The sequence below is a fragment of the Sphingomonas sp. DBB INV C78 genome (genome assembly GCF_042693015.1).
GTDB lineage: Bacteria > Pseudomonadota > Alphaproteobacteria > Sphingomonadales > Sphingomonadaceae > Sphingomonas_E.
In genome coordinates this window covers 1,609,555-1,633,417 of the sequence record NZ_CP170544.1, presented here as the reverse complement: position 1 = coordinate 1,633,417, position 23,863 = coordinate 1,609,555, and the positions used below count along the sequence as shown (strand labels likewise).

The 23,863-nt window shown below is 65.7% G+C and carries 25 protein-coding genes; 6 read left to right on the top strand and 19 right to left on the bottom strand.

Annotated features, from left to right (window positions below; translation table 11 throughout):
• Positions 1 to 3 precede the first annotated feature (3 nt).
• The 16 genes from ACFB49_RS07805 to ACFB49_RS07730 form a co-directional block, all read right to left on the bottom strand.
• Positions 4 to 378, bottom strand: coding sequence for a nuclear transport factor 2 family protein (locus ACFB49_RS07805; RefSeq protein ID WP_380878105.1), 375 nt, complete (start codon positions 376 to 378; stop codon positions 4 to 6).
• A 7-nt stretch (positions 379 to 385) separates the two neighbouring features.
• Positions 386 to 847, bottom strand: coding sequence for a MaoC family dehydratase (locus tag ACFB49_RS07800; protein ID WP_380878103.1), 462 nt, complete (start codon positions 845 to 847; stop codon positions 386 to 388).
• A 2-nt stretch (positions 848 to 849) separates the two neighbouring features.
• Positions 850 to 1,629 (bottom strand): SDR family oxidoreductase, encoded by a 780-nt coding sequence (locus tag ACFB49_RS07795; RefSeq protein WP_380878100.1) that lies wholly within the window; start codon positions 1,627 to 1,629, stop codon positions 850 to 852.
• Complete coding sequence (locus ACFB49_RS07790) at positions 1,626 to 2,765, bottom strand: acyl-CoA dehydrogenase family protein (RefSeq protein ID WP_380878098.1); 1,140 nt, start codon at positions 2,763 to 2,765, stop codon at positions 1,626 to 1,628. The genes ACFB49_RS07795 and ACFB49_RS07790 overlap by 4 nt, the downstream gene beginning before the upstream one ends.
• 106 nt (positions 2,766 to 2,871) lie before the next feature.
• Positions 2,872 to 3,777: an SDR family oxidoreductase gene (locus tag ACFB49_RS07785; protein WP_380878096.1), complete on the bottom strand. Its 906-nt coding sequence runs from the start codon at positions 3,775 to 3,777 to the stop codon at positions 2,872 to 2,874.
• A gap of 22 nt (positions 3,778 to 3,799) precedes the next feature.
• The gene (locus ACFB49_RS07780; protein WP_380878094.1) at positions 3,800 to 4,399 is read right to left on the bottom strand and encodes a gamma carbonic anhydrase family protein; all 600 of its coding nucleotides are present in this window, start codon (positions 4,397 to 4,399) and stop codon (positions 3,800 to 3,802) included.
• The gene (locus ACFB49_RS07775; protein WP_380878092.1) at positions 4,399 to 5,550 is read right to left on the bottom strand and encodes an acetyl-CoA C-acetyltransferase; all 1,152 of its coding nucleotides are present in this window, start codon (positions 5,548 to 5,550) and stop codon (positions 4,399 to 4,401) included. The genes ACFB49_RS07780 and ACFB49_RS07775 overlap by 1 nt, the downstream gene beginning before the upstream one ends.
• Entirely contained in the window at positions 5,543 to 6,544 is a 1,002-nt protein-coding gene (locus tag ACFB49_RS07770; RefSeq protein WP_380878089.1) for an acyl-CoA dehydrogenase family protein, read from the bottom strand. Before ACFB49_RS07770 ends, ACFB49_RS07775 begins: the two co-directional genes overlap by 8 nt.
• A gap of 6 nt (positions 6,545 to 6,550) precedes the next feature.
• Positions 6,551 to 7,702, bottom strand: a complete 1,152-nt coding sequence (locus ACFB49_RS07765) for an acyl-CoA dehydrogenase family protein (RefSeq protein WP_380878087.1) — start codon at positions 7,700 to 7,702, stop codon at positions 6,551 to 6,553.
• A gap of 2 nt (positions 7,703 to 7,704) precedes the next feature.
• Positions 7,705 to 8,457, bottom strand: coding sequence for an enoyl-CoA hydratase family protein (locus tag ACFB49_RS07760; RefSeq protein ID WP_380878084.1), 753 nt, complete (start codon positions 8,455 to 8,457; stop codon positions 7,705 to 7,707).
• Between the two features lie 13 nt (positions 8,458 to 8,470).
• Entirely contained in the window at positions 8,471 to 9,562 is a 1,092-nt protein-coding gene (locus ACFB49_RS07755) for an NAD(P)H-dependent flavin oxidoreductase (protein WP_380878082.1), read from the bottom strand.
• Complete coding sequence (locus ACFB49_RS07750; protein ID WP_380878080.1) at positions 9,562 to 10,743, bottom strand: lipid-transfer protein; 1,182 nt, start codon at positions 10,741 to 10,743, stop codon at positions 9,562 to 9,564. The genes ACFB49_RS07755 and ACFB49_RS07750 overlap by 1 nt, the downstream gene beginning before the upstream one ends.
• A complete protein-coding gene (locus ACFB49_RS07745) occupies positions 10,740 to 11,198 on the bottom strand; it encodes a Zn-ribbon domain-containing OB-fold protein (RefSeq protein WP_380878078.1) in 459 nt (152 codons plus the stop codon). The genes ACFB49_RS07750 and ACFB49_RS07745 overlap by 4 nt, the downstream gene beginning before the upstream one ends.
• Positions 11,195 to 12,004, bottom strand: coding sequence for a CoA-transferase subunit beta (locus ACFB49_RS07740; protein WP_380878075.1), 810 nt, complete (start codon positions 12,002 to 12,004; stop codon positions 11,195 to 11,197). Before ACFB49_RS07740 ends, ACFB49_RS07745 begins: the two co-directional genes overlap by 4 nt.
• Positions 12,005 to 12,014: 10 nt before the next feature.
• Positions 12,015 to 12,908, bottom strand: coding sequence for a CoA transferase subunit A (locus ACFB49_RS07735; RefSeq protein ID WP_380878072.1), 894 nt, complete (start codon positions 12,906 to 12,908; stop codon positions 12,015 to 12,017).
• Complete coding sequence (locus ACFB49_RS07730; protein ID WP_380878069.1) at positions 12,905 to 13,810, bottom strand: VOC family protein; 906 nt, start codon at positions 13,808 to 13,810, stop codon at positions 12,905 to 12,907. The genes ACFB49_RS07735 and ACFB49_RS07730 overlap by 4 nt, the downstream gene beginning before the upstream one ends.
• Before the next feature lie 274 nt (positions 13,811 to 14,084).
• Here ACFB49_RS07730 and ACFB49_RS07725 point away from each other — a divergent pair, with 274 nt between their 5' ends.
• The 6 genes from ACFB49_RS07725 to ACFB49_RS07700 are packed head-to-tail and all read left to right on the top strand — an operon-like array spanning position 14,085 to position 21,754.
• Positions 14,085 to 16,493, top strand: a complete 2,409-nt coding sequence (locus ACFB49_RS07725; protein ID WP_380878066.1) for a CaiB/BaiF CoA transferase family protein — start codon at positions 14,085 to 14,087, stop codon at positions 16,491 to 16,493.
• Between the two features lie 10 nt (positions 16,494 to 16,503).
• Positions 16,504 to 16,926, top strand: a complete 423-nt coding sequence (locus tag ACFB49_RS07720) for a Zn-ribbon domain-containing OB-fold protein (protein ID WP_380878064.1) — start codon at positions 16,504 to 16,506, stop codon at positions 16,924 to 16,926.
• Between the two features lie 2 nt (positions 16,927 to 16,928).
• Complete coding sequence (locus ACFB49_RS07715) at positions 16,929 to 18,086, top strand: lipid-transfer protein (protein ID WP_380878062.1); 1,158 nt, start codon at positions 16,929 to 16,931, stop codon at positions 18,084 to 18,086.
• Positions 18,083 to 19,057 (top strand): alpha/beta hydrolase, encoded by a 975-nt coding sequence (locus tag ACFB49_RS07710; protein ID WP_380878059.1) that lies wholly within the window; start codon positions 18,083 to 18,085, stop codon positions 19,055 to 19,057. Before ACFB49_RS07715 ends, ACFB49_RS07710 begins: the two co-directional genes overlap by 4 nt.
• Positions 19,058 to 19,094: 37 nt before the next feature.
• A complete protein-coding gene (locus ACFB49_RS07705; protein ID WP_380878056.1) occupies positions 19,095 to 20,390 on the top strand; it encodes a CoA transferase in 1,296 nt (431 codons plus the stop codon).
• Positions 20,384 to 21,754 (top strand): amidohydrolase family protein, encoded by a 1,371-nt coding sequence (locus tag ACFB49_RS07700; protein ID WP_380878053.1) that lies wholly within the window; start codon positions 20,384 to 20,386, stop codon positions 21,752 to 21,754. Before ACFB49_RS07705 ends, ACFB49_RS07700 begins: the two co-directional genes overlap by 7 nt.
• Here ACFB49_RS07700 and ACFB49_RS07695 read toward each other — a convergent pair.
• The 3 genes from ACFB49_RS07695 to ACFB49_RS07685 are packed head-to-tail and all read right to left on the bottom strand — an operon-like array spanning position 21,676 to position 23,725.
• A complete protein-coding gene (locus tag ACFB49_RS07695) occupies positions 21,676 to 22,638 on the bottom strand; it encodes an enoyl-CoA hydratase/isomerase family protein (RefSeq protein WP_380878051.1) in 963 nt (320 codons plus the stop codon). The genes ACFB49_RS07700 and ACFB49_RS07695 overlap by 79 nt on opposite strands.
• Positions 22,635 to 23,414, bottom strand: a complete 780-nt coding sequence (locus tag ACFB49_RS07690; RefSeq protein WP_380878048.1) for an enoyl-CoA hydratase/isomerase family protein — start codon at positions 23,412 to 23,414, stop codon at positions 22,635 to 22,637. Before ACFB49_RS07690 ends, ACFB49_RS07695 begins: the two co-directional genes overlap by 4 nt.
• Complete coding sequence (locus ACFB49_RS07685; protein ID WP_380878046.1) at positions 23,411 to 23,725, bottom strand: DUF6285 domain-containing protein; 315 nt, start codon at positions 23,723 to 23,725, stop codon at positions 23,411 to 23,413. The genes ACFB49_RS07690 and ACFB49_RS07685 overlap by 4 nt, the downstream gene beginning before the upstream one ends.
• Between the last annotated feature and the right edge of the window lie 138 nt (positions 23,726 to 23,863).

Here is a 23,863-nt window from a genome sequence, read left to right as displayed (position 1 = left end):
GTCTTAACCCAGTCCCTGCATGTTGTTCGGGCCGAAATAGGCCCGCATTTCGACGACCTTGCCTTCGTCGTTGAACTTGAAGGTGTCAATCACGTCGACGCGCGCATCGGCGCTGTGGCCGAAGGATACGGAGAAAGCGAAGGCGGCATAATTGGTCGCGGTGCGGACCGGACCTTCGAGCTTCAGCTTCGCGCCGGTCTGCATCGACATGGTGTAGAAGGCGAGGATCGCGTCATGGCCCTTGTGCGCGTCGGTGCCGACCGGATCTTCCACCGTTGCGTCGGGCGCAAACAATGCGGCCACGGCTGCGGGGTCGCCCTTGTCGAAGGCGGCGACATAGCCGTTGACGGCAGCAACCATCTGTTCGTGGCTTGGCATCTCTCTCTTACTCCGGGAAGTAACGGCCGATTGTGTCGACGACGCAGGCCGGTTTGTCACCGCCGTCAATCTCTATGGTGATGCGGACGACGAGTTGGATCGCGCCCTTGATCTCCTCGACATTCACGATCTCGCCCACCCCCCGGATGCGCGATCCTTCGGGCACGGGGGCGAGGAAGCGCGTCTTGTCCGTGCCGACATTCACCGCATGGGCGAAGCCCTGCACCTCGATAAGCTGGGGCAGGAAAAAGTTGGCGAGGCTGAGCGTCAGATAGCCATGAGCGATCGTGCGGCCAAACGGGCCGGTCTTGGCGCGTTCGGTGTCGACATGAATCCACTGATGGTCGCCGGTTACGTCAGCGAAGCCGTCGATGCGCTTCTGGTCGATCGTCAGCCATTCGGTCGGCCCCAGCTTGGTGCCTTCCTGGCCGATCAGGTCGTGCGGCTTGGCGTAGATCTTCGCCGTCATGCTCAGGCCCTCTGGCTCGAGACGGAGACGACTTCGCCGGTCATGTAGCTGGCAAGGTCCGAGGCCAGGAACAGCATGACGTTGGAGATTTCCCACACCTCGGCGGCGCGGCCGAAGGCTTCGCGCTTGGTGAGTTCGGCGAGGAGATCGTCGGTCGTCACTTTGGCGAGGAAGGCGTGCATCGCGATCGAGGGCGAGACCGCGTTGATGCGGACGCCATGTTCGGCGGCCTCGACAGCCGAGCAGCGGGTGAAGGCCATCACCCCAGCCTTGGCCGCAGCATAATGGGCCTGGCCCTTTTGCGCGCGCCAGCCGAGCACGGAGGCGTTGTTGACGATCGCGCCGGTCTTGCGGCCCTGCATGTGCGGCAGGAAGGCGCGGGTCATGCGGAACACGCTGGTCAGCGTCACATCGAGCACGCGGTTCCACTGGTCGTCGGTCATGTCGACGACATCGACCTCGCCGCCGAGGCCGGCATTGTTGATCAGCACGTCGACATGGCCAAGCTGGGCGATCGCAGCGTCACGCAGCGCCTGGACCTGATCTTCATTCGTCACGTCGCAGATCTGGACGAAGGGGCGGGTGCCCACTTCGGCCGCGATCTTGTCCGCCGCCTCGTTCAGGCGACGCTCGTGGAAATCGCTGATGAGGACGGTGGCACCTTCCTCCGCCGCGCGCTTGGCCGTGGCGAAGCCGATGCCGGTGCCGGCCGCAGCGGTGACGACGACGGTCTTGCCCTTCAGCAGGCCGACGGGGGTGGGGTAAGCGGGGATGCTGGTCATGCGGCTTGATCCGTATCGATGATTGCACGAGCAACGAGCTCGCGATGATGCGCGGGGGAATCGAGCAGGCTCGCGGTGCCGCGTGCGCGCTTGAAGAAGAGATGGGCGTGATGTTCCCAGGTGAAGCCGATGCCACCATGGAGCTGGATGCCGTCCGCTGTGGTGCGGAGATAGGCGTCCGAGCAATAAGTGCGGGCCGAGGCGCAGAGCGTTTCCATGTCGTCCGCGTCACGGGCGATGGCATCCGCGGCCATGGCGGCAGCGGAGCGCGCGGCTTCGAGCCACAGCTTCATGTCGGCCATGCGATGCTTCATCGCCTGGAACGAACCGATGAGGCGGCCGAACTGCACGCGCTGCTTCGAATAATCGACCGTCTCGTCCAGCGTGCGCTGCATCCCGCCGACCTGTTCGGATGCGAGGATGCCGGATGCGATGGCGAGCGTGCGGCGGAGCGCCGGGCCGGCGGTTCCAGCCTCACCGAGAATGGCGCCGGCATCGATGGCGAGGTCGAGATCGACATGCGCGAGCGGGCGGGTGAGATCGAGTGACGTCAGCGCTTCCCGGGCAAGGCCAGCTGCCGGAATTGCGACGAGGCTGATGCCGTTCCAGCCGCTGGATCCCGCTTCGCGCGCGGCGACGATCAGCAGGTCCGTGACATCGCCGAAAGGCACGAAATGCGCGCGGCCAGACAGCCGCCAGCCTTCGCCGTGCTTCGTGAGTACCGGGCCGATGCCATCGGGCAGGGGCCGGCCGGCGGCGTCGCGCATCGCCAGCGTGGCGATGGTCTCGCCACGGGCGATCGGGCCAAGCAGGGCGGCTTGCTGCGCTTCGCTGCCGGCCTCCGACAGGGCCGTGGCGGCGAGCACCGCGGTTTCGAACCACGGGATCGGCGCCAGCGTGCGGCCCAGTTCTTCAGCGATCAGCGAGAGTTCGACCGGGCCGAGGCCCGCGCCGCCATGGGCTTCGGAAATGCCGATGCCGGCGAAACCCAGTTCGCCGGCGAAGCTCGACCAGAGATCGCGATCCCAGCCGGCGCCGTCGACGGCCTTGCGCAGCCGATCGAAATCCGCCTGATCGCGCAGGAAATCCCGCGCGCTATCGCGGATGAAAATCTGGTCTTCGGTCAATCCAGTCATGGCATAACCCGTTCGTGTCGAGCGAAGTCGAGACACGTTGGCGCTGCGCTTGCGGCACGTCCCTCGACTTCGCTCGGGACGAACGGTGCGAGGTGGACTGATTTCATCATCCGGCGGTCCCGTAAACGGGCTTGGCGGGCTCGCGCTTGGCGACCAGTTTCTCGACGATCGGGGCGAGTTCGGCGGCGGTGAAGCGGGCGCCCTTGTCGAAATTGGGGCTGTCGGTCCAGCCCTGCGACAGGAAGATGTTGCCGCCCTTCAGCTCGAACACCTGGCCCGTCACCTTCTTTGACTGCTCGCTGACGAGATAGGCGACCAGCGGCGCCATATTTTCCGGCGCGAACACGTCGAATTCGCCTTCCGCCACGCTCATGTCGAAGGCGGTGGCGGTCATGCGGGTGCGGGCATTGGGGGCGAGCGCGTTGGCGGTGATGCCATAGCGGGCAAGCTCGGCCGCCTGAACCAAAGTCAGCGTCGCGATGCCGGCCTTGGCGGCCGAGTATGCGCTCTGGCCGACCGAACCCTGCAGGCCCGCGCCGGAGGTGGTGTTGATGATGCGGGCATCGATCGGGTTGCCGGCCTTCTGCTGGGCGCGCCAATAATCGACGGCATGGCGGCTGGTGCAGAAATGACCGCGCAGGTGGACGCGGGTGACGGCGTCCCATTCCTCGGGCGTGCAGGACACGAACATGCGGTCGCGGACGAAGCCGGCATTGTTCACCACCGCGTCGAGGCGGCCGAAGGTGGACACTGCGAGATCGACCATGCGCTTGCCGGCATCCCAGTCGGCGACGTCGCCGGTGTCAGCCACGGCTTCGCCGCCCGCCGCGCGGATTTCCTCGACGACCAGTTCGGCCGCGCCCTTGGTCGCGCCATCTTCGCCATGCGTGCCGACGCCGAGATCGTTGACGACCACCTTGGCGCCTTCGGCGGCGAGGCCCAGCGCATAGGCCTTGCCCAGACCATTGCCCGCCCCGGTGACGATCGCCACGCGACCTTCGCAGATGCCCACTTTATATTCCTCCGTATCAGTCTCAGTTCGACCGGGTGAAGCGCACGGCACGCGCGCCGCCTTCGGGGCGGCCACGGTTCGGCTCCATCGCGGTCAGGGGTTCGCATTCGACGAGGTCGGCGAGCGACCGGCGGGCGAGGCGGACATATTCGCCGTCATCGCCCATCCGCCAGAATATCTTGTCCGCCGGCAGTTCCTTCACGACCTTGGCCGGATTGCCGGCGATCAGGCTGCGCGCCGGTGCCCGCATGTCGGATTTCACCAGGCTCAGGGCGCCGATCAGGCTGTCCTCGCCGATCTCCGCATCATCGAGGACGACGCTGTTCATGCCGACCAGCACGTTCTTGCCCAATCGGCAGCCGTGGAGGACCGATCCATGGCCGATCGTGCAGCCGAAGCCGACGACGACATCGCTCTCGGATGAGGTGTGGAGCGTGCAATTGTCCTGCACGCTGGCATTGCCTTCGACGACCACCCGGCCGAAATCGCCCCGCAGCGAGGCGCCCGGGCCGATATAGCAGCCCGGGCCGATCACGACGTCGCCGATCAGCACCGCAGTCGGGTGCAGATAGGTCGCCGGATCGACCACGGGCACGAGCCCTTCGAAGGCGTAGACCGGCATCAGAGCCGTTCGATGATCGTCACGTTGGCGAGGCCGCCGCCTTCGCACATCGTCTGCAGGCCATAGCGGCCACCGGTACGCTCCAGCTCATAGAGCAAAGTGGTCATCAGCTTGGCGCCGGTGGCGCCCAGCGGATGGCCGAGCGCGATGGCGCCGCCATTGACGTTGACCTTGGAGAGATCGGCGTCGAGATCCTTGGCCCAGGCGAGGGCGACCGAAGCGAAGGCTTCGTTGATTTCGACCAGATCGATGTCCGACAGCTTCATGCCGGCCTTGGCGAGCGCATATTTGGTCGCGGGGATCGGCGCGGTCAGCATGAAGATCGGGCTATCACCGCGGACCGTGAGATTGTGGATGCGGGCGCGGGGCTTCAGGCCATGCTGCTTCACCGCGCGTTCGCTGGCGATCAGCAGGGCGGCGGCACCGTCCGAAATCTGGCTCGACACGCCAGCGGTGATGAGGCCGCCCTCGCGCACCGTACGCAGGCTGGCGAGGCCTTCCAGCGTGGTGCCGCGGCGGACGGTTTCGTCCATCTTGAAATCACCGACGGGGACGATCTGGCTGTCGAAACGGCCTTCGTCGATGGCGCGCTCGGCACGCGCATTGCTCTCGGCCGCGAACACTTCCATGTCGTGGCGGCTGATGCCCCAGGTCGTCGCGATCTTTTCGGCCGCGTAGATCTGGTTCACTTCCTCATTGCCGTAGCGCGCTTCCCAGGCGGGCGAGCCCGAGAAGGGGGTTTCGAAGCCGAGCGCCTGACCAGCGACCATGGCCGAAGAGATCGGGATGGCGTTCATGTTCTGGACGCCGCCGGCGATGACCAGATCCTGCGTGCCGCTCATCACCCCCTGCGCGGCGAAGTGGACTGCCTGCTGCGAGGAGCCGCACTGACGATCGATGGTGACGCCGGGAACGGCTTCCGAATAGCCGGCGGCGAGCCAGCAGGTGCGGCCCATATTGCCGGCCTGCGGGCCGACCGCGTCGACGCAGCCCCAGACGACATCGTCGATCGCATCGGGATCGACGCCGGTGCGATCGATGATCGCCTTGATCGGGATCGCGCCGAGATCGGCCGGGTGCATGGCCGCAAGGCTGCCCTTCTTCTTGCCGGTGGGGGTGCGGATGGCGTCGACGATATAGGCTTCAGGCATGGATCAACTCGCTTGCGAAGGTGCGATCGGGGCCAAGGTCGATGCCGCTGCCGATCACGGCGTCATCGATACGTTTCATATGGAATGTGCGATCGCCCCAGGCGCCTGCAAGGGCCCAGGCGCGCTTCATCCAGAAATGAAGGTCGACCTCATAGGTGTAGCCCATCGCGCCGTGGATCTGGATCGCGGTTTCGGCGGCGAAGATCGCGGCGTCGGTGGCGGCGAGCTTGGCGTGGCTGATGTGGATGGGTGCGCGGGCGTGGCCGTTCTGGAGTGCGTAAGCTGCGCGCCACAGCACGGGCTTGGCGAATTCTACCTTCACCGCGACCGAGGCGGCATGGTGCTTGACCGCCTGAAACGAACCGATGGGCTGGCCGAACTGTTCGCGCTGCTTGGCGTAATCGACCGCGAGCGCCAGCATCCGGTCTGCCGCGCCGATGAGTTGCGCCGCCGACATCAAGGCCGCGAGGTCGAGCAGGAGGGAATCATTCCCGCCCAGATCACCGCGATCGAACAAGCGGCGAAGCGGGTCGACCGAATCCATGGCGGCAGGCGATGCAGGGACATCCGCCAGCTTGCCGTTCGAAATGACGGCGCCGGCCTGATCAAGATCGGCCACCCACGGGTTCACGTCATGCGCGAGCGCGACCTCGAGCGCGCCGGTGGCGATGTCGCCCAGGCGTGCGGTCTGGCCCTTCGCCACTAGCCAGGGTGCTGCGACGAAGGCGGTATCGACGATCGGCTCGCTGACATCTGCGCGGCCGAGTTCGACCGCGATCAAAGCGGCTTCAACCAGACCCATGCCGAGGCCGCCCTGATCCTCGGGCACAAGCAGGCCGGCGAGGCCCATTTCGACGAGGCTGTCCCAGACTTGCGGGTCGCGATTGCCATGCTCGTCGAGCTTGCGGAGCAGTTCGGGCGTGTGCGTGCCTTCGAGATATTCGCGCACGCTGTCGCGCAGCGTGACCTGATCCTCGGTGAAGCGGAAATCCATGGCGCCTTACCTCGGCAGGCCGAGCAGACGCTCGGCGATGATGTTGCGCTGGATCTCGTTCGATCCGGCATAGATCGGCCCGGAGAGCGAGAAGATATAGCCTTCCAGCCACTCGTTGAGGCTGCCATCGGCATAAGTGCGGAGTTCTGCCGCGGCGCCGAGCAGGCTCATCGCCGTCCGGTGCATCGAGCGGTCAAGCTCCGACCAGAAGATCTTGTTGAGGCTCGCTTCCGCGCCGATATGCCCGCCCGCCTGGATGGTGGACGCCACCATATAGGTGTTGAGCGCATAGGCCTCGGCATCGGTCCACGCCTGCGTAACGGCTTCGCGCGCCGCGGGCGACGCGGTCGCCTCATGCTTGCGATACAGTTCGACCAGTCGTTTCGCCGTCGCCTGGAAGCGGGCAGGGGAGCGCAGCATCAGGCCGCGCTCGAAGCCGGCCGTCGCCATCGCGACATTCCAGCCTTCGCCTTCGCCGGCGATGCGGTTTTCCACGGGCACACGCACTTCGTCGAAGAAGATCTCGGCAAAGCCGGTTTCGCCATGGAGCTGGCGGATCGGGCGGACGGTGACGCCCGGCGAGTTGAGCGGCAGCAGGATGAAGCTCAGCCCCTTGTGGCGCTTGCTGTCCTGATCGGTGCGGAACAGGCCGAAGCACCAGTCGGCAAAGGCTGCGCGGCTGGACCAGGTCTTCTGACCGGAGATGATATAATGATCGCCGTCCCGAACCGCGCGGCTGCGGATCGCGGCCATGTCCGAACCGGCATTGGGCTCGGACCAGGCCTGCGCCCACATGATCTCGCCCTTGGCCATAGGCGTCAGGAAACGGGCCTTCTGCTCGTCCGTGCCATATTCCATGATGGTCGGGCCGAGCAGGAAGATGCCGTTCTGGTTGGCGCGCAGCGGCGCCTTGGCGCGATAATATTCTTCCTCGAAGATCAGCCAGCGGATCAGATCGAGATTGCGGCCGCCATAGGCTTCCGGCCACGTCACCATGCCCCAGTTACCGGATGCGAGCGTGCGTTCCCATTCGACATGCTGGTCATAGCCTTCGCGGCCTTCCAGCGTCTTCAACGGAGTCTTCGGAACATTGGCTTCCATCCACGCGCGGACCTCGGCGCGGAAGGCGATCTGTTCGGGGGTGTAGTTCAGATCCATCGTCAGAACTTTGCCGCCTGGCCCTTGTCGTGGACGAAGGCGTCCCGCGATTTCTGGCTGTCTTCGTGCATATACATTTCGAGCGTGAAGCCCTGTTCCCAGCGGTAGCCCTGATCGACGTCGCGCGGCTCGAGGCCGTTGAGCGCTTCCTTGGCTATGGTCAGCGCCTTGCGGCTCTTGCCGGCGATCACCGCGCAGAATTCGCGGGCCTTCGCGTGGAGTTGGTCATTGGGGACGACCATCTCGACCGCGCCGAGGCGATAGGCTTCCTGCGCGTCGATCTTGCCGCCGGTGAAGAAAGCCGCGCGCACCTTCTGGATCGGGAACATGCGCTGGAGGTGGCTGGCGCCGCCCATCGCGCCGCGATCGACCTCGGGCAGCGAGAAATAGGCGTCCTCGGCCGCGATCACGACGTCGGACGCGCCGCAGATGCCGATGCCGCCGCCGATCACGAAGCGGTGGACCGCGGTGACGACGGGCAGCGGATTGTGATGGATCGCCTTGAACGTCCGGTAATTGCCGCGATTGAGCTTGGTGATGAGGCCCGGATTGGCCTGCATCTCCTTGATGTCGACGCCACCGCAGAAGCCCTTGCCCTCGGCGCGGATCAGGATGCAGCGCACATCCTCGCGCTCGCCCATCGCAGCGATATGTTCGGGCAGTTCGTTCCAGCCGTCGGAATCGAGCGCGTTGACCGGCGGATGATCGATGATGATCTCGCCGATGCGATCCTCGACATGGGTGCGGATGGGCATAGTCTGTCTCTCCTCAGGCCGCCGCAGTTGCGGCAGCGGGGGCGCCGGTCAGCGCGGCGATATGGGCGCGGGCTTCGCGCTCGATGTCGGCGATCAGCTCGGCGCAAGTCGGCAGCTTGTTGATGCGGCCGCCGACTACGCCGGTGGCGAGCAGGCCATTCTCGATATCGCCTTCAACCACCGCCTTCTGGATCAGGGTCGGCGCGGCGGCAGCGAGCATCGCCTGCATGAAGCTGAGGCCGCCATGGCTGGTCATGCCCTTGGCCGCGGCGATCATCTCGCCCCAGCTCGCGCCGGTGCGCTTCTTCATTTCGAGGCCGCCTTCCATCGCGCGCAGCCACATGCCGATCGTGCCCGAGCTTTCGATCTTGTCGAACAGGGGCGTGCGGACCATGCGCTGGGGCAGGCCATCGATCTTCTTGGTGACGATGATGTCGTCGGTGCCGGCCTTCAGATAGACGTCCTTGGCCTTCTGCGGCAGCGGGCTTTCCTGCGTCATCAGGAAGCGCGTGCCCATGGCGATGCCGACGGCACCGAAGGCGAGGGCGGCGGCAAGGCCGCGGCCGTCAGCGAAACCGCCAGCGGCGATCACCGGCACCTTCACGGCATCCAGCACCTGCGGCAGCAGCACGGTGGTCGGCACGGCGCCGGTATGGCCGCCGCCTTCGCCGCCCTGCACGGTCACCATGTCGACGCCGAGTTCGACCATCTTCTGCGCGTGCTTCACCGCGCCCACGGTCGGCACGCAGAGGATGCCCGCGTCCTTGAAGCGCTGGATCATCTTCTTGTCCGGGCCGCGGCCGAAGCTGACGGCGCGCACGCGATCCTTGTTGGCGATGACGAGATCGACGATCTCCGACGCGCCCGGCTGGAACATGTGGAAATTCACGCCGAACGGCGCGGTGGTCGCGTCGCGGACGATCTTGATCTTCTCGGCCGCTTCCTTGGGCGTCATCACCGCGACGCCGAGGAAACCGAAGGCGCCGGCATTGGTCGATGCGATGACGAGCGAGGGTTCGGCGACCCAGCCCATCGCGGTCTGGATCACCGGCACGCGGCAGCCCAGCCGCTCGGTCAGGATGTTCGAGAGGGGATCATAAGCCATCAGCGCACCACGATCACGGACGAGCCATGGCCGAACAGGCCCTGGTTCGCGGTGATTCCAACCTTCGCCCCTTCGACCTGGCGGTCGCCCGCCTGGCCGCGGAGCTGCCATGTCAGCTCGCAGACCTGGGCCAGCGCCTGTGCAGGCACGGCCTCACCGAAGCAGGCCAGGCCGCCCGACGGGTTCACCGGAATGCGCCCGCCGATCTTCGTGGCGCCGGAGCGGGTGAGGGCGGCGGCCTCGCCGCGGGCGCACAGCCCGCAATCCTCGATCCAGTCGAGTTCGAGTGCGGTCGACAGGTCATAGACCTCCGCAACCGACACGTCCTTGGGATCGACGCCGGCCTGCTCATAAGCCTTGGTCGGCAGTGCCGAACGGAAGCTGAGCGGGGCGGCTGCAACCGCGCTGTCGGTGGCGAGATCGGGCATCTCGACCAGCGCCGACGGGAAGCTCGGCGTCACCGTCGAGATTGCGGCGATACGGACGGCATCGCCCTTGCCGATCTTGCGGGCGTAATCGAGGCTGCAGACGATCAAGGCCGCGCCGCCATCGGAAGTGGCGCAGACGTCCATCAGCCGCAGCGGATCGGCCACCATCGCCGAAGCGGCGACGTCCTCCGCCGTGAACTTCTTGCGATAGCGCGCATATTCGTTGGTGAAGCCATGTTCGGCATTCTTCACCTTCACCAGTGCGAAATCGTCCTGCGTGTCGCCGTAGATTTCCATGCGGCGGCGCGCATAGAGCGCGAAATAGGTCGGGTTGGTGATGCCGACGCGGAAGCGGACCCAATCGGGATCGTCCGGGCGCTCACCCTTGGCCGGGGCGAGGAAACCCTTGGGCGTCGTATCGGCGCCGACGACGAGTGCGACCTCGCAATCGCCCGACAGGATCTTGGTGCGGGCTGCGGCCAGCGCCTGCGAACCGGAAGCGCAGGCTGCGTAGCTGGTGTTCACCTCCGCACCTTGCCAGCCGAGCGCCTGTGCGATCGTGGCGCCCGCGACATAGCCCGGATAGCCGTTGCGGACGGTGCCGCCGCCCGAAATGAAGCGTACGTCGCGCCAGTGAATGCCGGCGTCACGGATCGCGGCCTGTGCGGCTGCGACCCCATATTCGGCGAAGTTACGGCCCCATTTGCCCCAGGGGTGCATGCCGACGCCGATGATCGCGATCTCGCCGCTCATTGGCCGGCTCCTTCCACGGGCTTCCATTTCCAGGTGAGCTTGCCTTCGGGCAGGGTGGCATCGGGGATGGTTTCGAGTACCAGCTCCATGTCCATGCCGGCCTTCAGGCTTTCGACACCGACTCCATCGACGACCTGACCGAGCACGACCATCTTCTCGCGCTCAAGCTCCACCGCGGCGATCGCGTAGGGCACGAAGGGCTCGGCGGCGATATAGGGTTCGGGCGGCTTGTAGCAGGCGTTGGTGAAGGACCAGACCTTGCCCGTCCGCGACAACTCCACCGTCTCGAACTGCGAGCTTTCGCAATCCGGGTTGCGGCAGAAGGTTTCCAGCTTGGGGAAATAATAGGTCCCGCAAGCCGAGCAGCGCGTGCCGATCAGGTGCGGCGCCGCGCCGTCAGTAGTGAACCAGCCGTCGAGGACGGGAACGGTTGCCTGCGCGGCGCCAGCACTCATGCCACGGACTCCTTGGTGATCGCCGGGGGATTGTCCTTGATCACGGTCGCACGCTGGTTGTGCGGGTCAAGCCTGGCGATGATGGCGAGCTGTTCTTCGGTCGGCAGCGGCGTGGTCGGCAGATCGCCGTCCACCTGCAGATCGAAGGCGGTCGCTGCGCGCACCTGATCGATGGTCACGCCAGGATGCAGCGAGACGACACGGATAGCATTATCCCTGCCGCCGAAATCCATCACGCAGAGATTGGTGACGATCACGCGCAGATCGATGCCGGAATAGTTGCCGCCGGGGATGCGACGCGCGGGATTGTAGCCCGCGCTCGACACCATATCGACCTCGCCCTCGACGAACGTGCGCTTCGAGTGGAAGGGCACGAACATCGAGTTGATGTGGTAGATGCTGTTACCGGGGAAGCCACGCGCGCCCAGCATCTGCGTCTTCGGCTGCTGATATGTGCCGCCGAGATAGGACAGGTTGGTCTGGCCGAAGCTGTCGATCTGCGTGGGCGTAACCATCGCATGGCGACGGCCGGTCCAGACAGCGGAATCGAAGAAGCGCGAGAAGGGCAGGTAGCCCGCCGCCTTGCGATCGTCATAGCCGCGCGGGCCGATCGGAACGGGTTCTTCGACGAGAAAGGCTTCGCCGTCGGTCATCATCAGCTGAGGGGTGTGCGTCAGCTTGGCGAGGCCCGCGCCGAGACGCGGGACAGGGCCGATGCCGGTGGCGACGACTTCGCCATTGCCGCGCCACGCCTCGGAACAGGCGACGATCAGCAGTTCGGCCAGCGAACAATCAGAAACGCTCATGCCTATATCCTCAGAAGATCGGGAGCGGCAGCTTGGCCACCTTCTCGGCGCCGCCCACGGCGGCCAGATAATGGGCTTCGTCGGGACCGATCACTTCGGCCATATATTTGTCCCAACCGCCTTCTTCGCCCGCGCTCGCGGCATAGGCCTTGAAGTGGCCCATGTCCCAGCCATAGCTGGGCGGCAGCGAGGTCGGGTGGGCGCCCTGCGGGATCTCGACGACGCCGGTCACGAAGCAGCGTTCGAAGATATTGGCCTTGGCGTCCTGGGGATAGCTCTGGTCCATGCGCTCGACGACTTCCTCGGCCGAGACGTAGGTTTTGGCCGCGGCCTTGGCGAACCATTCGTCATAATAGGTGTCGGGGCCGAGCGCCTGGACGTTGCCGCGCTGGTCGACACGGTGGACGTGGATCAGCGCCACATCCAGTTTGAGCGCGGGCATCGCCAGCAGCACTTCGCCATCGGCGTAGGGCGACTTCACCGTTTCGAACTTGCCATGGGTGGCGATATCGGTGCCGAGGCCGACGCGGGTCGGCAGGAAGGGCAACTGCATCGCGGCGGCCTTGAGGCCCCACTGCAACATACCTTCGTCGAGCTCCAGAATATCGGGAAGCTTGCCGCTTTCGCGCGCCTTGCGGAAATAGGGTTCGAGCGGAATGGCATCGAGCGAGACGAAGCCGAAGATCAGCTTCTTCACCTTGCCGGCCGCGCAGAGCATGCCGACATCGGCGCCGCCATAAGCGACGATGGTGAGATCCTTGAGCGGCGACCGCAGGATCGCGCGGACCAGGGCCATCGGCTTGCGCCGCGGGCCCCAGCCGCCGATGCCGATCGTCATGCCGTCCTTGAGCTGGCCGACGATCTCGTCGACCGTCATGCGCTTGTCGAAAGTTACTTCAGTCACTGGCCGAAATCCCATTTGTGGCCCCACAGGTCTTCCTTGATCGTGAAGGTGGGGGTGAAATTGTTCCAGTCGGGGCGAATGCCGCCAAAGCCATATTCGACGTCGAAGCCGCCCGGCGTGCGCATGTAGAAGCCGACCATCTTGTCGTTGGTGTGCTTGCCGAGCGTGGAGGAGATGTGCGTGCCCGCTGCGAGCGCGCGATCGAGCGCCATGCCGACCTCATCGAGCGTAGCGACCTCGACCATGGTGTGGACCAGGCCCGAGGGGACCGGGAACTGGGCGAGGCCGATCACATGGTGGCGCGGGCCGCCGGCGTGCAGGAAGTGCATGCCCATGCCGGGATCGTCGGGGCCGCCAGCCATGAAGACGCGCATCTCGTCCGAATTGGCGAAGCCGAGATGATCGACATAGAAAGCGCGCGTCTCGTCGATGTTCTGCGCGGGCAGTACGGCGTGGCCGAAGCCCATATCGAGATCGCCGTCGAGCGTGATGAAGCCGTCGACCGCCTGGGGCGAGACGAAGGGCGTGCCGGCGACGGTGTGGCCCCAGCCGATCTCCAGCGGATTGCCCGCGGGATCGACGCAGCGGAACAGATCGTGGAAGCCGCGCGCCCTGGCTTCGGCGGCGCTGGCCACTTCGACCGCGACACCCGCACCCTTGAGGTTGGCGAGTGCCTTGTCCCAATTCTCGCGCGTTGCGCATTCGAGACCGGTGGCGAGCAATTTGTCGGCATCGCCGCCCTCGATCCGCCAGCGGAAAGGGCGGTGATCCAACCGATAATGCAGGACGCCTTCCGCACCCGAATCCGCGCGCATCGCGCCGATCACCGATTCGGCATAATTCGTCCAGGCATCGAGATCGCGGGCGCCTATGACCAGATAGGCGAGCGAATGTACGGCCATGCCCCCAACACTCCTCTCTCGCCGCCGCGCTCTGGGCGGCGTTCCATGCCATCGGCTCTATCGGCGGGCAGTGCGCATTTCAAGCGTTCTTCGTCACCAAAATTGCGGTGTCAGTGCGCATATGGTCATTAAATGCGCAAAAATGACGCTGTGTGCGGAGTGAGGGACGCGATTTTAGCGGCATTCAGCATTCGGTGTTGACAGGCTGCGTCATTCAAGCTGAATTGGATTCAGTTAAAAGGCGGGCACGGTCAAGCCTGCGATAGGAGAGCTTATGTCCGGCGTTCTCGACGGCTTGAAGGTGCTCGATCTGTCCTGGGGAATCGCGGGGCCGATGACGGCGATGCTGCTGGCCGACCATGGCGCGCAGGTAACCCGGATCGAGCGACCGGCCGGTGATCCCTTCGCGCACATGCTGGGATACAAGGTGTGGAATCGCGGCAAAAGGAGTGCCGTGCTCGATCTCAAGGATGCGGGCGATCATGCCTTGTTCCTGAAGCTCGCGGCTGACGCGGACATCCTGGTCGAAAGCTTCGCGCCGGGCGTCACTGAGCGGCTGGGGGTGGATTATGAGACGCTGGCGGCGATCAATCCGAAGCTGATCTATTGTTCGATCAGCGCCTATGGCGAAGGCACGCCCGACCAGGATCGCAAGGGCTATGACGCGCTGGTCGCCGCGCGCGTGGGGCTGCAATATGAGCAGCGCGGCTATCCCGAAGGCGCGGTCTGGCACATGACCGGTCGCGAGAATCCCTTCGTCGATGCGGTCGATATCGATCCGGATTGGGTGCAGGGCGCCAACCGTGAAGGGCCGCTGTTCGTCTCATCGCCCTGGCCGTCGCTGGGCGCCTTCTTCTCGGCTTCGACGGGTATCGCAGCGGCGCTGTTTGCACGCGAAAAGACGGGGCGGGGCCAGCGGGTGCGCACCTCGCTGCAGCAGGGCGCGATGGCCTGTGCTTCTGGCGTGTGGCAGCGGATGGAGGAGCCGGACGCGCCGGGCTTCAACACCTGGATCCTGAGCTCCAAATCGCCCAAGGGCCATTTCCAGTGCAAGGACGGGCGTTGGGTCCATAATTGGGTGCCCAATCCGCGCTTCATCCTCGGTGCGTCGGCGGGCGATACGCTCAACGCCTCGCCGGACCTCACCGTCCAGAACGATCCCGACCGCTTCGGCATCGGGCCGGAAGAATTGCTGGTGATGGCGCATTACCAGCCGATCCTGCAGGACGCGATTTCCAAGTTCAGCGCGGCCGAATGGGTGGAGGCCGCGCGCGTCGCTGAAATGACGATGCAGGAATGCCGGCCGCTCGAAGAAGCGCTGACCGATCCGCTGCTGATCGACGATCGCTGCGTGACGACCGTCGATGACCCGGAACTGGGGCCGATCAACCAGGTCGGCATCACCTATCGGCTGAGCAACAGCCAGGGGCAGGTGCAGGGGCCCGCCCGGCCGCGCGGCGCCGATACGGCGGCGGTGAAGGCGGAAGCTGCGGCGCTGCCCGATCCGGTCAAGGCTGCGAATGGAAAAGCCGCGGGGGATGCGCCGCTCAAGGGCATCCGCGTGCTCGATCTCGGCCTCGCCATTGCCGGCCCGTTCGGCTGCCAGTTGCTCGCCGATCTCGGCGCGGAGGTCATCAAGATCAACGCGCTGTGGGATACCTATTGGCACAAGAACCACATCGCCTATGTCGCCAATCGCGGCAAAAGCTCGATCGCGCTGATGCTCAAGCATCCCAAGGCGATGGCCATCCTGAAGGAACTGATCGCCAGCGCCGACGTGGTGCAGCACAATATGCGCTACGACGCCGCCCAGCGGCTCGGGCTCGATTATGAGACGCTGTCGAAGGAATTTCCGCGGCTGATCTATTGCCACACGCGCGGCTTCGAGAAGGGGCCGCGCATGGGCCTGCCGGGCAACGACCAGACCGGCGCCTGCCTTGCCGGGGTGCAGCATGAGGATGGCGCGGTCCATGCCGGCGGCAAGCCGATCTGGGCGCTTTCGTCGCTCGGCGACACCGGCAATGGCTTCCTGTCGGCGATCGGCATCCTCAACGCGCTGGCCGATCGCGAGCGCACGGGCAAGGGCCAGTTCGTCGACACATCGATCGTCAACGCCTGCCTGCTGAACACCAGCTACGCCGTGGCGAAGCCTGATGGCGCCGCCGTATCGAGGCCGCGGCTCGACAAGGAGCAGACGGGCTTTTCCGCGCATTACCGGCTTTACGAGGCCAAGGATGGCTGGGTGCAGGTCGCGGCCGTGGACGATGCAGCGAAGTCTGCGTTCGATGGGCTGGTCGGTGGTGATGCGACGGGCTTCTTCGCCGGCCGGTCGGCCGCGGATGCGCTGGCGGCACTGGCGTCGGCTGGGGTTCCGGCCGAGCTTTCGGACGACACCGCCTCGTTACGTCTGTTCGACAATCCGGTCTTCAAGCAGCGCAAGTGGACGGCCGAATATCATGATCCGGCGGTCGGCAAGCTGGAGCAGGTGGGCCTGACCTACGAACTGTCCGGCACGCCCGGCGTGATCCAGGGGCCGCCGCTGATCGTCGGCAAGGACACCGCCGCGATCCTGGCGACGCTTGGTTATGACGAAGCGGCCATCGACGAACTCGCCGGCGACGGCGCGATCGCTTGCGATCCGCCGCGTGCGACGCAGAAGCAGATGAAGAGCCCGTGGCAATAAGGGGGGCCAGATGAGCGAGATCAATCCCAATCCCAATCGCCCCGATCCGATCATGACGGTCGATGGTGCGCGTTTCTGGAAGGCGGCCGATGAAAAGCGCTTCATCGCGCAGAAATGCGGCGGCTGCGAACGGCTGTGGCACCCGCCCCGCGCGATTTGCCCGGAATGCTTCAGCATGGATCAGCGCGATCATGACCTGTCCGGCCGCGGCACGATCATAAGCTGGGTGATGCCGATCCATCCGCCGGCCATCGGCTTTGAGACGCCGCCGATCGTGGTGCTGGTCGAGACCGAGGAGGGGCCGCGCTACGTATCCAATATCGAAGGCGTCGATCCCCGCGACATGCGTTACGGCATGAAGGTGGAGGTAGCCTACACCACCACCAAGAGCGGCCAAAACATCCCCATCTTCCGTCCCGCCAAGGAGGCCTGACGATGGTCGACCGGAATAGCCAGGCCGCCATCGTCGGCATCGGCCAGACTGAATTTTCGCGCAACTCCGGTCGGTCCGAGCAGCAGCTCATGGCCGAAGCGGTAAAGAAGGCGCTCGATGACGCCGGCATCTATCCGAGCGAGGTGGACGGCTGCATCACCTTCGATCTCGACAATTCGGACGAGGTGGACCTGACCCGCAATCTCGGCTGCAAGGAGATCAAATATACGCTCCGCACGCCGCAGGGCGGTGCATCGTCGGTGACGACGATCGTCCACGCCAAGAAGGCGGTTGAGGCGGGCATCTGCGATGTGATGGTGGTGTGGCGCGCAATGAACGAGCGTTCCGCCTATCGCTTCGGCCAGCCCAATTTGCAGATCTTCCCGAGCGGCAAGAGCAGCACCTTCTTCGAATGGTGCATGGCCTATGGCGCGCAGGCGCCGGCGGTGTGGGAAGCCTTGTCCTGCGGGCCGTACATGAACCGCTATGGCGTGACGTCGGAAGACCTTGGCCATATCGCGGTGCTGTTGCGCAGCAATGCCGCGACCAATCCCGATGCCTGGTTCTATGGCAAGCCGATCACGCTGGAGGATCACCAGAATTCCAAGTGGATCGTCGCGCCCTGGCTACATCTCCTCGATTGCTGCCAGGAATCGGATGGCGGCGTCGCGCTCGTCATCACCCGGATGGACCGTGCCCGCGACACGAAGAACAAGCCGGCCCGCATCCTCGGCGCCGAATATGCCTATCTCAAGAATCATGAGATCGTGTCGGATTATTATGAGGGCGACCTGACCGAGCTCGCCATGTCCGAACGGGTACGCGAGCGGCTGACGCAGGCCGCCGGCCTCGCACCGCGCGATACCAATGTCGCGATGATCTACGACAATTTCACACCGCAGATCCTCCGACAGACCGAGGCTTTTGGTTACTGCAAGCCCGGCGAGGCCAAGGATTATATCCGCGACGGCCACATGAACCTGGACGGAAAATCGCCGCTCAGCCCCAATGGAGGGTTGATGGGCGAGGCCTATATCCACGGCATGAACAACATCACCGAAGCGGTGCGGCAGTTGCGCGGCACGGCGGCCAACCAGGTGAAGAATGTCGAGACCGTGTTCTGCGCCTCGGGCGTGGCGGGCGCGATCCTCGGCCTGTGAGCGCGCTCGTCGCCCATGATGCCGGTGCGCGCCGCGTGAGTGCGTTGCGGCTGGATGTCGGTGCGCTCGTCGCGGGCGGGGAGCCGATCACGCTCGCGATCGACGTGCATGTGCCGGATCGGCTGGCGAGCCGGCCGCTGCTGTTCTGGTGCGTGCCGGGGGGCGGCGTGTCGCGCGGCTATTATGACCTCCACGACCCGCAGACGCCCCATGACGAGGGGTTCAGCCTGGCGGCGGCGCTGACCGCTGCCGGGCACATCGTCGTTGCGATCGATCCGGTGGGGGTGGGCGAGAGCACGCGTCCGGCGGACGGTTATTCGTTGACGACCGAGGCGGTAGCGGAAGCCAATGTCCGCGCGCTGGCGCAGTTCAGGGCGTTGCTGGCGTCGGGTGCGATCGCGGGCCTGCCGGCTATCGACAACATTCCGGCGATCGGCACCGGCCATTCGGCGGGCGCGATGGTTGGCGTGGTCCACCAGTCCGCCACCCGTGATTTCGATGCGATGCTGCTCCTGTGCTTCGGCACGGTCGGCCTGCCGGAATATATGGACGACACGCATCGCGCCGCAGTTCTGGAGCCTGATGGCGGGCGCTCCCGCATCGTCGAATTCGCCCGCGCGCGTTTTGGAGATGAGCCTTATCTGCCGGCGCCGGTGCACGATAAGGACACGCCGGCCGGTCGTGCGTTGCGGGGGGTGATGGATCGAGTGCTCGCCAATGTCGGCATGCACGCGATGCTGCCGGGCAATGTCGCGAAGGAACTGGGCGAACTCGACGTGCCGGTGTTCCTTTCGGTCGGCGATCGCGACATGACGGGGCCGCCGCACCTGCTGCCGCGCGACTATCTGAACTGCCCGGATTTCACGCTCTATGTGGTGCCGACATCCGGCCATCATGTCTTCGTGGCGCCCGATGCCGACCGCATGTACCGGCGGCTTATCGCCTGGGCGGATGGCGTGGGCCGCAACTAGGCTCGCTTCCGGCCCGGCCAGCGGGCATGATGTGATAGTGTCTGAACTTTGTTTCTCCGCCAGTGAACGTGCCCGCATGCTGCTTGCCGATCTCGGCTGCGCGGCGGAGGTGACAGGCGAGGGCGATCATCCCGCGCTCGGATGGCGGCGCGCGGGATTGATGGACGTGACCGGGCGGCCGGATGGGCCGTCCTTGGTTTGTCCTGCTCCGCTGACCATCGCCGCGGATGCCGCGTTGCTCGCCTTTTCCGCATTGGCACCGGGAGCTAAGCTACCATCGAGCGGTGCGCTCCTGCTGGGTGAGCGAGCGCGGTTGATGGAGCTTAAACGTGGGGGGCGCGTCTCGGCCAATGGGACATGCCGGTTGATCGATGCCGCGGATGGCCGCTTTGCGCTGAGCCTGGCGCGGGATGACGACTGGGATTTGCTGCCGGCCTGGCTGGAAGCTGAGGCGGCCGACTGGAATGCGATTGCTGCGGCCGCCAGCAATGGCTCGGCGACGGAGTTGGTCGATCGTGGAATTGAGCTGGGTTTGCCGATCGCTCTCGATAGGACGGTTGCTGCGCCAAGAAATTGGTTCGAACGATCCGGCGCATCCGTTGCGCGGCCAAGCGGCGCTTCGCCTTTGGTCGTGGATCTCGCGCCCTTATGGGCCGGGCCGTTGGCGGCTTCGCTGCTTGGCATGGCAGGTGCGCGGGTGATCAAGGTAGAAAGCCTGTCGCGTCCCGATGGGGCGCGGCGCGGCCATGCCGGCTTTTTCGATCTGCTGAACGGCGGCAAGGAAAGTGTGGCGCTGGATTTCCGCACGGCCGAGGGGCGCGACGCGCTGCTGCGGCTGATCGATCGGGCGGATATCGTCATTGAGGGATCGCGCCCGCGCGCTCTTGCACAACTAGGCGTGGATGCCGAAGCGGCGGTGGCTGCCGGCAAGATCTGGATCTCGATCACGGGCCATGGACGCGAAGGGCCGGCGGCGGAAAGGGTCGGATTCGGCGACGATGCCGCGGTGGCGGCGGGCCTCGCCTCTGTGATGGCGGCCGGCTGGCACGAGGCGATGTTCGCCGGCGACGCGATCGCCGATCCGCTGACCGGGCTTCATGTTGCGCTCGCCGCACTGGCCGCGTGGCGCAAGGGTGAGGGTGGGTTGATCGCATTGTCCCTTGCCCGGACCGTCGCTTACGCGATCGGTATGGGGACCGTGGATCGCGAGGGGCTGGCGGAATGGCGGGCACTGGCCGAGCGCGACACGGCGCCGCTCTACCCGCTGCGACGGGCGATGGCATCTGCACGGCCGCTCGGGGCGGATACGATCAAGGTGCTGGGCGAATGCTGATCCGGCGCGCGGAAGTGGATGGTGCGCTCGTCGATGTGCGGCTTGTGGCGGGCACAATTGCGGAGATCGCACCAGATCTTGTCGCCGCGCCGGGGGAGATGGTGCTCGATGCGCGGGGCGGCGCGCTGCTGCCGGGGCTCCACGATCATCATATCCATCTGAACGCCACCGCGGCGGCGATGGCCTCGCTCCGCTGTGGGCCGCCGCAGGTGATGTCGCTCGATGCGCTGGCCGAGGCGCTGGGGGATGCGGTGGGCGACGGCTGGCTGCGGGGTATCGGCTATCATGACAGCATCGGCCGGATCGACCGCGAATGGCTGGATGTCCACGGCCCTGATCGGCGCATCCGTATCCAGCATCGCGGCGGGCGGATGTGGGTGCTCAACAGCCGGGCGATAGAGGTGCTGGGCGGCGGGCCCGAGGATGGACGGCTGATCGACGGTGATGCCTGGCTGCGCGAACGCCTGCCGCTCGATCCTCCTGATCTGCGGACGGTCGGCGCCACGCTCGCCCGGCGTGGCGTGACCGGGCTGACCGAGGTGACGCCGCGCAACGGGCCGGAGGATCTGGCGCGCTATCGGACGGCGGGCCTGCCGCAGCGGTTGCTGGTGATGGGACGACGCTCGCTCGATGGACTGGAGGGCGTCGGTGCGCTGAAGCTCCATTATCACGATCATGACCTGCCGGGGTTGGATGCCCTCGCCGCCGAAGTTGCTGGAGCCCATGAAGCCGGCCGGCCGGTTGCGGCGCATTGCGTGACTCTGGCCGAACTGATGCTGGTGCTGGCGGCGATCGAGGCGGCGGGCGCGGATCGGGACGACCGGATCGAGCATTGTGGGGTGGCGCCGCCGCATGTCCGCGAATGGATCGCGCGGCTGGGGCTGACGGTCGTCACCCAGCCGCATTTCATCGCCGAACGTGGGGTTGTTTATCTGACCGAGGTGGAGTCGGCCGACCGGCCCTTCCTCTATCCGCTGCGATCGCTGCTGGATGCGGGCATCCGGGTGGCGGCGGGGAGCGACGCGCCGTTCGGCGGGATCGATCCTTGGGCGGCCATGGCGGCTGCGGTCGCGCGGCCGGAAGGGTTGGGGCCGGAGGAGGCCGTGACGCCGGAACAGGCGCTGGCGCTGTTCACCGGATCGGCGGGCGATCCCGGTGGGCCATTGCGGCGTGTGGCGGTGGGGGAGATCGCCGACCTCTGCTTGATCGATCGCCCATGGGCGGAGGCGCGGCGCGATCTGGCGGGGGTAGCGGTGCGCGCGACGATCGTGGGGGGCGATCTGGTCTATGACGCGATGGCGTCGACCAATCCCCATTCGAGCGCGGTCGCGGCGGGGATGCGGCGCATCGATAGCGCCATATAAGCGGTTCGCTGGCGGCCGATGCGGCGCGGCAGGCTGACCGTGCCGCCGGCGCCGGGGATCAGGCCGTATTTCAGTTCGGGCAGATGGAACCAGGCGTTGGGCGTGCAGGTGAGGCGGTGGGCGAAGGCCGCCATCTCGATCCCGGCGCCGATCGCGCCGCCCTGGACATGCACCGTCAGCCGATCGGCCAGTTGCGCGAGACGGCGGGCGGGGAGGCGGAGCGTGCGGACCCAATGGGCGGTGGCGGGATCGCTGGCGAGGCCGAATTCGGAGACTTCGCCGCCTGACGAGAAGCAGCGGCCGGTGCTGGCGATATGGACCGAGGGAGCATCGGAATCGGCGAGGGCGATGTCGAGGGCTTCGGAGAGGGCATCGCGCATCGCGACGTTGATGGCGTTCAAGCTGGCGGGGCGGTTCAGCGTCAGGTTTAGACTGGATTCGGTGCCGTGGATTTCGACATGGGGTTCGCTGTTGGGAGTGGGTTGGAAACGGTAGAAGGATTGCCGTTTGAACTCAGGGCCTTGCTGAACCGTGGCATAAGCGAGGCTTTCCGCCGTCAGCGCGGACGCCATGTCGAGATGTTCGCTGGCGCGCAGATGCTGGACGAGGATCATTGCGGCGAGCGGAGTTGCCCGGACGTTGCGGTCGATGGGGGGAAGATCGTGCGCATCGGCGAGTACGACATCGCACGCGGGGGCGAGCGGGCCGGCGCCGATGCCGATCACCGGACAGGGGAGCAGGCGCAGCCGATCGGCGAGCGAAGGATCTGCGTCCGCGAGGGCGAAGGCCAGATAAGGCCGGTCGCTTCCGGGCCCGAATTCTTCCGGCAAGGTGAAGAGGACGGACAGGTCCGCCAGATCCTCAGCCGAAAGGATATTCGTCATTTGGCCTTGGCGAAAAAGGCATCGAGCGCGGCCTGAACCTCCGGCCGCCCCGCCGCGCGGGCGATGCCGCCGGCTTCGATCGCGAGCTGGTCGGCCAGGCCATTGGCCGGGCTGGCGTGAAGCTGGCGCTTGAGAACCGAAAGCGCATCGGACGGCAATGCGGCGAGCTTGGTGGCGACCCGCATCACTTCCTCATCGAGCGCTGCATCGTCGACGACGCGGGTGACGAGGCCGAGCGCCAGCGCATCCTGCGCCGTAAGTACGGGGCTCAGGGCCATAATCTCGAAAGCTTTCTGCCGCCCGACGAGGCGTGGCAGGAAATAGGTCGCGCCGCCATCCGGGGTGAGACCCGAATTGAGATAAGCGGAGACGAGCTTGGCCGATTGACCGGCGATCACGAGATCCGCGCCCAGCACGAGGCTGAAGCCGCCGCCCGCGGCCGTGCCGCCCAATGCCACGATCAAAGGCGCGGGCGAAAGCTGGAGCCGTTCGATGCCGAGATGGAAGGTCGACGCCATTTCGAGGACATGGCGCTCGGCACGATCGCGATTGGCGACCATTTCGGCCAGATCGCCACCCACGGAAAAAACCGGCCCGTCCGCACGCATGACGATGACGCGAACCGAGGCGTCGGACTGGATGTCGAGCGCCGCGGCGGCAAAATCCTTGAGGAAGGCGAGGTCGATCGCATTGCGGCGGCCGGGATTGGCAAGGCTCAGGCGAGCCACGCCGTCGGCAATCTCAAGGGTGACGCGCTGGCTTGTCGTGGCGGTCATGCGGGGCGATGCTCCGGGGCAAGATGATCAGGCTTGGCGAGTGCGACGCGCGCGACAGTGCGGTCAAGCACGGCGGAGAAGATTTCGTCCCAATCGCCGTCATGATCGCCCGCGCGAATGGCGGCGGCGAGCGCGGCTTCGTCCTGATCTGTCAGCGGTTCTCCGCGCAATTCGCGTTCGACCATGCCGAGAATATGGGTGCAGACGAGCGACTGGTAGCGATCGCCGCTATCGAGTTTCGGACCGAGGTTGCGGAGGAATTCGCTGACGGTGCCGATTAGATCGGCGGTGGAGGGGCGGTAGTGGCGCATTATTGATCTCTCTTACCCACGCTCGTCATGCCAGCGCAGGCTGGCATCGCTTGGCTGCTGTTCCGCATCATAACGACGAGATCCCAGCATTCGCTGGGATGACGATAGTGGAGGGGTAACGGCGTAAGCGTGCGCCGA